Annotated in this window: 8 protein-coding genes; 6 read left to right on the plus strand and 2 right to left on the minus strand. The window is 53.9% G+C overall.

Going from position 1 to position 8,194, the window contains the following annotated elements:
* Positions 1-96 precede the first annotated feature (96 nt).
* The 5 genes from GOX45_RS18775 to GOX45_RS18795 all read left to right on the plus strand — a co-directional run bounded on the left by GOX45_RS18775 (position 97) and on the right by GOX45_RS18795 (position 6,097).
* Positions 97-1,470, plus strand: a complete 1,374-nt coding sequence (locus GOX45_RS18775; protein WP_170568146.1) for an amidohydrolase family protein — start codon at positions 97-99, stop codon at positions 1,468-1,470.
* 66 nt (positions 1,471-1,536) lie between these two features.
* On the plus strand, positions 1,537-3,048 hold the full coding sequence (locus GOX45_RS18780) for an amidohydrolase family protein (RefSeq protein WP_171102925.1): 1,512 nt from the start codon (positions 1,537-1,539) through the stop codon (positions 3,046-3,048).
* Between the two features lie 119 nt (positions 3,049-3,167).
* On the plus strand, positions 3,168-3,488 hold the full coding sequence (locus GOX45_RS18785; protein WP_171102927.1) for a hypothetical protein: 321 nt from the start codon (positions 3,168-3,170) through the stop codon (positions 3,486-3,488).
* 106 nt (positions 3,489-3,594) lie between these two features.
* Positions 3,595-4,767, plus strand: coding sequence for a dipeptidase (locus GOX45_RS18790; protein ID WP_170568149.1), 1,173 nt, complete (start codon positions 3,595-3,597; stop codon positions 4,765-4,767).
* Positions 4,768-4,843: 76 nt separating this feature from the next.
* Entirely contained in the window at positions 4,844-6,097 is a 1,254-nt protein-coding gene (locus GOX45_RS18795) for a carbohydrate porin (protein WP_171102929.1), read from the plus strand.
* Between the two features lie 648 nt (positions 6,098-6,745).
* Here the strand turns inward: GOX45_RS18795 and GOX45_RS22145 are convergent.
* Complete coding sequence (locus tag GOX45_RS22145) at positions 6,746-6,964, minus strand: GDCCVxC domain-containing (seleno)protein (RefSeq protein ID WP_254446079.1); 219 nt, start codon at positions 6,962-6,964, stop codon at positions 6,746-6,748.
* 4 nt (positions 6,965-6,968) lie between these two features.
* Entirely contained in the window at positions 6,969-7,292 is a 324-nt protein-coding gene (locus GOX45_RS18800) for a hypothetical protein (protein WP_170452349.1), read from the minus strand.
* A 98-nt stretch (positions 7,293-7,390) separates the two neighbouring features.
* Between GOX45_RS18800 and GOX45_RS18805 the strand changes: the two genes are divergently transcribed.
* Positions 7,391-7,780, plus strand: a complete 390-nt coding sequence (locus GOX45_RS18805) for a MerR family transcriptional regulator (RefSeq protein WP_170637988.1) — start codon at positions 7,391-7,393, stop codon at positions 7,778-7,780.
* Positions 7,781-8,194: the final 414 nt, after the last annotated feature.

The raw sequence follows: 8,194 nt of genomic DNA on the forward strand, positions 1-8,194 counted from the left end.
TTTATGCATTTCAACCACAATGCTAATGACAGTCTGAGCGCCACACGCAAAGATACAATCGTGCAGAGCAGTGCATTGCCACGAAGGAACTCCAAAATGTTCAAAAGTTTAACGGTCGCCACTTTTCTTTCAGCGGTCGCAACATATTCATTTGCTCAAGAGGAAAGCTTTCCGATCCTCTTCACCAACGTGCATGTCTTTGACGGCGTGAACGAAGAGCGGATCGAAAATGCCAATGTTCTGGTGGTTGACAACCTGATTGCCGAAGTTTCGACCGAGCCTCTGGCTGTAGCGAATGTCCAGATCATCGACGGCGGTGGGCGCACGTTGATGCCGGGTATGCATGACCAGCACGTGCATCTTACAGTATTCAATCCGCTCAGCGACGGGTTACGCCAGAATATCACGCCCTTTCATCTTGGCGGCGTCGCCACGATCCGGTCCCAGCGCATTCTCATGAACGGGTTCACAACCGTGCGCGACCTTGGAGGACCGGCCAAATCCATCGCCCGCATAATTGACACCGGAATGTTTCCGGGCCCACGTATCTATTCCTCGGAAGCGTTTATCACCCAGACATCCGGCCATGCTGATTTCCGCAAACTAAACGACCGGCATCCCACATTGTCGGGTCAGGGGCCGTCGCATTGGGTCGAAACGGACATGAGCTTTATCGCCGACGGACCTGAGCAAATCCGAATGGCTGTGCGTGAAAACCTGCGTCGCGGGGCAACCCAGATCAAGATCATGGTCAGCGGCGGGGTTACGTCAGAGTTCGATCCGCTGCACTCACTTCAGTATCAGGCTGACGAGATTCAGATGGCGGTCAAAACGGCCGCGCAGTGGGGCACCTATGTCACCTGCCATGTGTTCACCGAACAGGCGATCCGCAACTGCATCGACAATGGTGCCAAGACGATTGAACACATCCCGTTCCTAACCAAGGAGGCTGCCGAGATCATGGTCGAAAAGCAGATCATGTTCGCGACGGCGGTGGCCCCGGTCTACTCGGTGACCACCGAACAAGCGGAAGCCTTTTACACGCCAGCGTCCTTCGTGAAATGGAAAAGTGTGCGGGATGCTGCGGCCAATATGATCGAAGTGATCCAGACGACGCCGGGCATGATTGATCTCTACACACTGGGCACAGACCTTGTGAACAACTGGGATCAGACGCTTGAGCAGGACAAGAAGATGAACGACGAAATCGGATATCTGCACGAAGCGGGTTTCAGCGCATATGACATTCTGCGCATCGCAACGTCGAACGGCGCCCGCATGAACCAACTGACCGGCTTGAACAACCCGTATCAAGACGGCCCCCTCGGCGTGGTCGAGGAAGGTGCCTATGCCGATCTTCTGCTGGTCGATGGCAACCCGCTGGAGGACATCCTGCTGCTGGCCGAGCCGGACGCCAATCTGAAAATCATCATGAAAAACGGCGTGATTTACAAGAATACACTCGATTGAGTGTCGCGCGGGGTGAATTAACCTCGGCACCCCGCGCACCCCGATAGCGGAAGGGAAAGGAAGCCTATGAAATACCTCGGCAAATCTACAATGATGGCGAGCGCACTGGCTCTCACAACAAGCGCGTCTTTTGCACAAGAGGCCACAGGTGACATCCCCCCTGTCACACTCTTCAAGAATGTGATGGTTTTTGATGGAGTGAATGACGGACTCAAGGACGTCGACGTGCTCGTGGTAGGCAACAAGATTCGCAAGATTGACGCTGACATTCCTGAGGGCGGGAAGTGGGAAGTCGATGTGCGCACCGGGGGATCCAAGCGGTTGCCTGATCCAGTCGGCGGCATCGACGGCTACTCCTTCACCGTTCAAACGGAACGCGGCATCGAGACCAAAGAAGTGGATGTGACCGTCATTGACGGAGACGGTCGTACGCTCATGCCTGGGCTTATCGACAGCCATGTGCATGTGAACATGTACAAGAACGGGACTATCCCGGGGCTTCAGGACACCACATGGGAAGAGATTGGCGCACGTGCTGCCGCATTCGCGCAGGAAATGTTGGCGATGGGCTTTACAACGGTTCGCGATATGTGCGGCGCTCATGGTGGGCTGAGAGCGGTTATTGATGAAGGATCACTTCCCGGCCCAAGAATTTATTCCTCCGGCGCATGCCTTAGCCAAACGGGCGGACACGGCGACTGGGGTATCGCTGGTCAGCGCAAGAACGAGAGCAATCTTGAGCGACTGGAGATCACCAGATTGGTGGACGGGCCCGCCGAGGTGCTTCAGGGTGCGAGGAGGAATTTTGCTTTAGGGGCAAACTATCTCAAGATCATGGTCAGCGGTGGCGTGACATCGATCAAGGACCCGATATATCAGTCTGCTTTCACAAACGAAGAGATTTCTGCTGCAGTAGAGGTTGCAGGCGATATGGACTCATACGTCGCTATGCACGTATTTATGGACAGCGACCTGTCCCGTGCGCTCGATCTTGGTGTCAAAGTGGTAGACCACGGCCTGACCATTACCGAACCGACGATGCAGAAGCTGGTCGAAAAAGAGGCGTTCTTTTCGCCCAACCTGACTGCGCTTGCGCCCGAAGCTCTGGAACACCCGATGCATCAGGACCCGACTTTCCCGCCGACGGCGAAGTTTCTGTGGTTGCGGGAAAACAGCAAGCAGCTGATGGATCTTGTAAAAAAATACAAGCCGAAGATGGTGTTCGATTCCGATTACGTGCTTCTCACGGGTGTCCCTTATCGCCAGTCAATGGATTTTACGAAGGCGTTTGTCGCGCGTGAGTTTGGCAACCTCTGGGCATTGCAGATGATGACCTCAAATGGTGGCGAACTGGCGGCGCTGACCGGGCGAGGAAACCCTTACCCTGAAGGCAAGCTTGGTGTGATCGAAGAAGGCGCCTACGCCGACATTCTGATCGTAGACGGGAACCCACTTGAAGACATCTCGGCCATCGGCGCGGTGGACACATGGTTTGATGCGCCGCCACGCGGGCAGGATGTCCCAAGCATTCGAATGATCATGAAAGACGGCGTGATCTACAAGAACACGCTGGAGTGATAAGCAGAGGTTTTTTGTACTCTGCCTATGCCTGCGCCGGATCGCGCCTTTTTTGGCGCGAGCATCCAAACAGTAGCCTGTTTCGTCTCGCCGCAGGCTCAGCATTGAAAGGACGCACAATGAAACATCTTATGCTGGGCGCTCTTCTGGCGGGATACGCCACATTGGTCAATGCAGAAGACAGCCAAAACATGCGCACATTTCTCTTCATCGGCACGTCCAACAGTGCCGCGTGGGAAATGCAGATCGCAAATCCAGGTGATCGCGCAGCTAGCGTCAAAGGTGGAATTGAGGCGCTTGGCGGGGAGCTTCTCAGTTACTACTGGGGCCTCGGAAACGGGAAAACTACATCACCGTTTCGCTACCTGACGATCCCACGTTCATTCAGGCGTTTTACGTCAGCCGTCTTGGGGATGGGCTGCTCGATGACTACCAGATGATCGAACTGATGAGCAGCGCGGACATGGCCGAAGCGTTGTCCCGCGTACCTGAGATCAAAGCGCAGGATGATCTGAAGTAACGGGTCGTGAAAAAGGAGATGAAAGCATGAAAAAGGTTACCAAACTTGCTCTTGCAGCGGTGGTTTTGAGCGGTCCGGTTTTTGCACAAGCACCGCCAAGCGAAGAGGAAATCGCCGCGCGTATCGAGAAACTTGTGGAAATGGCTGATCCCCGCGGGGATGAGGCGAGGCAGGGCGATTTGGCATATCGGGAGCGGTATGTCGACGCCCTAATGATCGATGCGCTTGCGGTCGGCTCGCCCGGGTTCGAGAGTATCGACTTCCTGCTCAAGGATTGGGAGAGCCTTGCCAATCATTACGAGGAGTATGGATACGCTGCGTTCAGCACAACGATATCCAACGGCTCCGAAGGTGCTCTCGCCGTTCTCGAACGGATTGATGTCATGAAGGCGTGGATTGACGAAAACTCTGACCGTTTCACGCTGGCGACGACAGTTCAGGATTTGATTGATGCCAAGGAGGCAGGCGTTGTTGCTGTGATGCTGAACTCGCAAAGCATGGATATGCTCGACGAGGATATCGCGAACGTTCAGCGCTATTGGGATCTCGGAATCCGCCAGATGAATTTTTCGTACAATCAAACCGGCCCCTATTCTGCTGGTATGGTCGACAATGACCCCTTGGCGAGTGACATGGGCGTTACCGAGCTGGGCGCAGCTGTGGTCGCCGAGATGAACCGTGTTGGCATGATCGTCGATTGCTCACACTCTTCATGGGAAACTTGCATAGAAGCAGCAGAGCTTACCACCAAGCCGATGATGATTTCGCATAGCAACTCGTACGCGTTGTACGAGAACCTTCGAAATGTATCGGATGAAGCAATCCGAGCCGTCGCTGCTACCGGTGGCGTTGTATGCGTGAATTTCCTTGGTGGCTTTCTGAATGGGCAAGTTCAGGCTACGCCGGAGGCCATTGCCAAGCATATCAACTACATCGGTCAACTTGTCGGAAAACAGGCAACCTGCTTCGGCGTCGATTATGTCGAGAACTATGCCGTCGCACTTGGTCCAATTATTGGGAATCCCGAAAAGTACCCGCCGGAACAGGGATATGGTCTGCCAACTCAGATGGCCCCGCCCGCCGACGCATGGGCGGTTTCCCGAGTTCTGGAGGAACAGCACGGTTGGAGCGAGAGCGAAATCCGCGGATTGATGGGTGGCAATCTGATGCGCCTTTATGAAGCGAATTGGGGAGAGTAGGTCGCTTTGAAAATATGCCGCGCACGGGCCGGTTGATTCGTGAATGACCCGCTGCCGCCCTAAACGAAGGACGAGTATGACCAAGAAGCACATCAAAATAGTTGCTTTCTTATTTGCCGGTGCCATCGCTTCGGGAGCGTCAGCCCAGGAAAACAGCACGGTACGGCAGTTGGAGGCGGCTGCCACCGCATCGCTTGGGGGGCCAGCGTCGGCTCAGGCGCAATTAGAGCAGGACAGGCTCCGGCGTCTTGAGAATTCCAGATTGCCGGGGCTGGATCGGTTTTTCGATCCCCTCGAACAGTCGCGCGAGGCTTTTGCCAAACGCACTGGGTTGAATTTGTCCTTCGACTACCAAGCGCTCTACCAGAAGTCTTCAGACAGCCTGAGTGGCACCGACGAGGCCGCTTCGGGGCAGGCGCGGATCATTGGCAACTGGGAATTGCTGAATCGTGGGACCGACAATGCAGGCAGTTTCGTCTTTATCCTCGAAAACCGTCATCGTTTGGGCACGGATATCGCGCCGGGCAGTCTCGTGGGCGAAATTGGGTATCTCGGTGTCACGGCAACGACATTCAGCGACACGGACTCTACACTGTCGGTCGCGTATTGGTCGCAGGCCCTGTCCGGGATCAACGGAGGCTTCGTGGCCGGTCGCATTGACCCCGGCGACTATTCCGATATCCTTGGCTACGTAAACCCGCGCACGACTTTTTCGAATTTTTCAATTCTGTTCAGTCCAGTCCTTCCCATTCCCGATCCTGGCTTTGGCGTTGCTGGCGGAGGTTACTTTACAGATCAGATCTATGCGCTTGGCTTGGTCAGCGATGCCAATGGATCATTGACGGATGTAGACTGGTTTCCCGGCGGTTCGGAGTTTTTCACCTACGGTGAGATCGGCTGGACGCCTGCCAGAGACCAGCGATACCTCACCAATGTTCATCTCGGTGTATTCCATGTGGATGACAGAGATGACGCTGGTGTGCCCAGCAGTCACGGAGCGATGCTGTCAGGCAATGTGACCCTTGACGAAAGCATTATGCTGTTCGGTCGCCTTGGCTGGTCCGACGGCGATGCCCCGATTGCCAGACGTGCGGTCAACGCCGGGGTCATGTGGCGCCCCGGGTTTTATGACGACTTGATCGGGTTTGGCGTGACGGTCGCCGACCCATCCGATCAAAACCTTGACACGCAAACCACCGTCGAAGCGTTTTATCGCTTAGATATTTCCGACAACCTCGCGCTTACGGCAGATGTCCAGTATCTGAACAATCCCGGCTTCACCGATGATGATCCTCTGGTGTTCGGGCTGAGGTTGAGATTCAACTTATAAGACAGAAAAAACACGAAACCTCATCCTCATACTTGGTATTCTGTAGGCCAGCTTCCGCTGATTAACCCGCCCGTCAAGTCAATGCAGAGTTGCAGGCTAATTATGATTGGAAGGCTTCTCTGACAAAGTTGAAAACTCCGTTTTCGAGAAGCTTGTCACAGTTTTAGCAACACAGGTTCGCGTTGAAAGCCGAATGTAGCGTAACTCCCTTTCGAAACCCGGTGCTCAAAACCACAACCGTAGCCCGAGTTCAGTGAGAGAGAGGGCAAAGCAGACGTTCGCAACCTATCCTCCAGCGGCAAGTTTGGGCTCGGAGCCGCCTTGCGGCGATGCAGCGGTGCGAGCTTCGACCCGCTCCCGAAAGCAGACATTGCAAATTTTGATTTGATCTGGCGATTTCATCGGTCTGTCACAAATCGCCGACATTCGGCTTTCTAAAGCTGTCTTTCGTGCAATTCGGGCTGACCGACGGCTGCGAGTCCAACCTGTACCCTGGATTTTATTGCTGCATGCGCTTGCAGCAGTAACGACACTGCAACTGCCGAATACCTTGTGCGGCCAAGCAGCGGAAAAAACTGTCATTCATGCAAATAGCAGCGATGCTCGCGGCGGCGGCTCACAGTTCGCTCAACAAAACCGTCCTTCACTTCATCCGCAACAGCTATCGCCTAGCTGAATTGGTGGACACGGGACCGTGGCATATGAACAGTAAACACAACAGTCGCCTTCCAACGGATTCAAAACTGTTTTGCACGACTTGCATTCATAGAACCACTGGCAAGCATCCGTTGGCATTTGCTCGGTTTCACTGTGGCCGCACTTCGGGCAAATCAGGGTGCTTTCTAGGACTACAGTTTGTTTTGTCATAGTCTCACATCTGCATGATCAGGTAATCGTTAATCCATGCCTCGTTAAACACAACGACCCAACCCACGCCGGTGATTGGAGTCGTTCCTGCAAGCCACCATTTCAACGTCGGCAAGGAACCGCGCCGATAAGATACCATCCATGATATCACGACGAACGCCGTTGACATCGTCAGCACATAGTAACTCGCTGCGGCAACCTTCCCAAAGATTGCCAACCAACTGCCACCCAGCCCCAGTAACATCATCGTCATGGGCAAAACGCAGCAAGTCGCGACGCCAAGCGCTGATAGCGATCCCAAATAGCTGAGGCTAAGGTACTTCTGCATTCTGTTTCCCTGATGGACTACGTCGCGCGGAGTTGTAGAGACAACAACCTCTCGTTTAACTTCTGTAGCCACTACAGGATCAAGACAGGAAATCTCACATGTTTGCGATTGGGGAGGCATCCCGGCAAAGCGGTGTCGGAATTGATACTATCCGCTACTACGAACGCGAAGGGATCGTGCCGAAACCAGAAAGGGCATCGAATAATCGACGCATGTACTCCGCGCACGATGTTGGACGGCTTCGTTTTCTAAGGAAGTGCCGAGACATGGGTTTTTCGCTTGCCGATGCAAAGGTGCTTCTCAACCTATCCGAAGGTGATAGCGAGGATTGCCAATCCGTTAAGGAACTGGCCGAGCTTCATATCTCCAATGTGCGTATGAAGATAATCGAACTTAAGCGATTGGAGGCCGCCCTGAATGAACTTACGGCCAACTGTAACATCGGGAACGTTTCTTGCCCGATGCTTGCGCAGATACGGACCTACTAATGGCACTTTGAGGCTCGCAGTCGCCCTATGCCAACGCAGCATGACCCAAGATTCGGGCCGCGCAGAATCTACCGTTCGTTAGAGAGGTCAACTCGTTGATTTAGCAATGTTTCAATCACTCAATGAACATTTGTGCCTTGCCGCGGTGTTCTTGAAGCACGCGGCGATTTCGGACAGTGAGCCCTACCTGCCGTGCCTGAGCAATCAATTTGCTGCATACGCATTCGGCAGGTTTTATCGGAAGCCGACCTCTGATTTCCGAACCACAGAGCAATGGTTCTGCTTATCTTTGTCCCAAATTGGGCTGGGCAGACTTAGATCTTCTGTTGCTTTCCGTTGTATCAAGGCTTGTATCGTGTGTACTCGAAGTCCATATACACAAGGCTTACGTTTTTCTTTTTCGACCTGCTGTCT

It is taken from the genome of Ruegeria sp. HKCCD7255, from assembly GCF_013031565.1.
GTDB lineage: Bacteria > Pseudomonadota > Alphaproteobacteria > Rhodobacterales > Rhodobacteraceae > Ruegeria.

What these genes read in the sequence shown, in the direction of transcription:
- GOX45_RS18775 (WP_170568146.1), top strand. Translation starts at nt 97, where the DNA reads ATGTTCAAAAGTTTAACGGTCGCCACTTTTCTTTCAGCGGTCGCAACA.
- GOX45_RS18780 (WP_171102925.1), top strand. Translation starts at nt 1,537, where the DNA reads ATGAAATACCTCGGCAAATCTACAATGATGGCGAGCGCACTGGCTCTC.
- GOX45_RS22145 (WP_254446079.1), bottom strand. Translation starts at nt 6,964, where the DNA reads ATGACAAAACAAACTGTAGTCCTAGAAAGCACCCTGATTTGCCCGAAG.
- GOX45_RS18805 (WP_170637988.1), top strand. Translation starts at nt 7,391, where the DNA reads ATGTTTGCGATTGGGGAGGCATCCCGGCAAAGCGGTGTCGGAATTGAT.
- GOX45_RS18795 (WP_171102929.1), top strand. Translation starts at nt 4,844, where the DNA reads ATGACCAAGAAGCACATCAAAATAGTTGCTTTCTTATTTGCCGGTGCC.
- GOX45_RS18790 (WP_170568149.1), top strand. Translation starts at nt 3,595, where the DNA reads ATGAAAAAGGTTACCAAACTTGCTCTTGCAGCGGTGGTTTTGAGCGGT.
- GOX45_RS18800 (WP_170452349.1), bottom strand. Translation starts at nt 7,292, where the DNA reads ATGCAGAAGTACCTTAGCCTCAGCTATTTGGGATCGCTATCAGCGCTT.
- GOX45_RS18785 (WP_171102927.1), top strand. Translation starts at nt 3,168, where the DNA reads ATGAAACATCTTATGCTGGGCGCTCTTCTGGCGGGATACGCCACATTG.